Genomic DNA, 2,007 nt, shown 5'->3' with positions numbered 1-2,007 from the left:
GGCGATCGCTGCCCGTACGTCATATCAACCCGTACGTCATATCAGCCCCGGCCATGGACACCGGCCCCGGGTACGGGCGCCGGCCCTGGGTACGGTCCAGGTGATCCCAACCCTGCCGAGTGCTCCCGCCCTGCCGAGGAGGCCGTCCGTGTTCGACGAGAAGCAGCGTCTGCCCCTGACCCTCGTCGCCGCCCTGCTGGCCCTCACCCTCGGACTGCCGCTGCTCGTCGCCCTCTTGGCGGGCGGCGCCGACTTTCCGGAGGCGCTGCTCGGGTCCGGTGCGGGGGCGGTGGTCGTGGTCCTGCTCTGCGGGCTGCGCGCGCGGGTGCGGATCGTGGAGGAGGGGCTGCGCCTGTCGCTGCCGCCCTTCTACCGCAAGGTGCTGCCGTACGCGGGCATCGCGCACGCCCGCGCGGTGGAGCGGATCAACCCGCTCCGGGACGCGGGCGGTTGGGGCCTGCGATGGCGCGGCGGCGGCAACCTCGCCCTGGTGATGCGCTCCGGCCCCGGCGTACGGATCGCCACGGCGAGCGGCGCCTCGTACCTGATCGGCGCGTCCGATCCGCGCGGGCTGCTCAAGGCGTTGCGGGCCCGTGGCGTCGAGGTCCACGGAGACCCGGCGCCCGGCGCGGACTGACCGTACGGACGCGCGCGCACTGACCGTACGGACCCGCGCGGACCGAACCGTACGGACCCCGCGCGGGACCTCGTGCGGGACCTCGCGTTCGGCGGGTGAAGCGGGCGGGGGCGGGCGAGGATAAGGGCATGGGATTCCACGTCGACTCCGAGACCGGCCGCCTCCGCCGTGTCATCCTGCACCGCCCGGATCTGGAGCTGAAACGCCTCACGCCGAGCAACAAGGACGCCCTCCTCTTCGACGACGTGCTGTGGGTGCGCCGAGCCCGGCAGGAGCATGACGGATTCGCGGACGTGCTGCGTGAACGCGGGGTGGAGGTGCACCTCTTCGGCGACCTGCTGCGCGAGACCCTTGAGGTACCGGCCGCCAAGACCCTCATCCTCGACCGGGTCTTCGCGGAGAAGGAGTACGGGCCGCTGGCCACGGACCCGTTGCGCGCCGCGTTCGAGCGGCTGCCGCTCGCCGACCTGGAGGAGGCGCTGATCGGCGGGATGACCAAGCGGGAGTTCCTGGAGCGCAATCCGGAGCCGACCTCGGTGCGGTTCCACGTCATGGACCTGGACGACTTCCTGCTCAAGCCGCTGCCCAACCATCTCTTCACCCGCGACACCTCCGCGTGGATCTACGACGGGGTGTCGATCAACGCGATGCGCTGGCCCGCCCGGCAGCGCGAGACCGTGCACTTCGAGGCGATCTACCGGCACCATCCGCTGTTCACCTCGGATCAGGCCGGGGCGTTCCACCACTGGTCGGAGGGGCAGAGCGACTATCCGTCGACGATCGAGGGCGGGGACGTCCTGGTCATCGGGCGGGGCGCGGTGCTGATCGGGATGAGCGAGCGGACCACCCCGCAGGCCGTGGAGATGCTGGCGCACAAGCTGTTCGCGGCGGGCAGCGCCACCACCATCGTGGCCCTGGACATGCCGAAGCGCCGGGCGTTCATGCACCTGGACACGGTGATGACGATGGTCGACGGGGACACCTTCACGCAGTACGCGGGGCTCGGCATGCTCCGCTCGTACACCATCGAACCCGGCGACGGAGAGCGGGAGTTGAAGGTCACCGACCATCCGCCGGAGCACATGCACCACGCCATCGCGGCGGCCCTCGGCCTGGACGGCATCCGGGTGCTGACCGCGACCCAGGACGTGCACGCGGCGGAGCGCGAGCAGTGGGACGACGGCTGCAACGTGCTCGCCGTCGAGCCGGGCGTGGTGGTGGCGTACGAGCGGAACTCGACGACCAATACGCATCTGCGCAAGGAAGGCCTCGAAGTCATCGAGATCCGGGGCAGCGAGCTGGGACGCGGCCGGGGCGGGCCCCGGTGCATGAGCTGCCCGGTGGAGCGGGACGCGGTGTAGGGCCGGGGG

At 71.4% G+C, this 2,007-nt stretch carries 2 protein-coding genes; both read left to right on the top strand.

Going from position 1 to position 2,007, the window contains the following annotated elements; genetic code table 11:
* Positions 1 to 148: 148 nt before the first annotated feature.
* Positions 149 to 637, top strand: a complete 489-nt coding sequence (locus tag GUY60_RS37215; RefSeq protein WP_161705924.1) for a hypothetical protein — start codon at positions 149 to 151, stop codon at positions 635 to 637.
* A gap of 128 nt (positions 638 to 765) precedes the next feature.
* The gene (locus GUY60_RS37210; protein ID WP_161705923.1) at positions 766 to 1,998 is read left to right on the top strand and encodes an arginine deiminase; all 1,233 of its coding nucleotides are present in this window, start codon (positions 766 to 768) and stop codon (positions 1,996 to 1,998) included.
* Positions 1,999 to 2,007: the final 9 nt, after the last annotated feature.

It is taken from the genome of Streptomyces boluensis, assembly GCF_009908195.1.
Lineage (GTDB): Bacteria > Actinomycetota > Actinomycetes > Streptomycetales > Streptomycetaceae > Streptomyces > Streptomyces boluensis.
The sequence above is the reverse complement of the archived record's forward strand: the minus strand, read 5'-3'. Positions and strand labels throughout refer to the sequence as shown.

Excerpts from the sequence above, each read along its gene's own strand:
- GUY60_RS37210 (WP_161705923.1), top strand. The coding sequence starts at position 766 with ATGGGATTCCACGTCGACTCCGAGACCGGCCGCCTCCGCCGTGTCATC.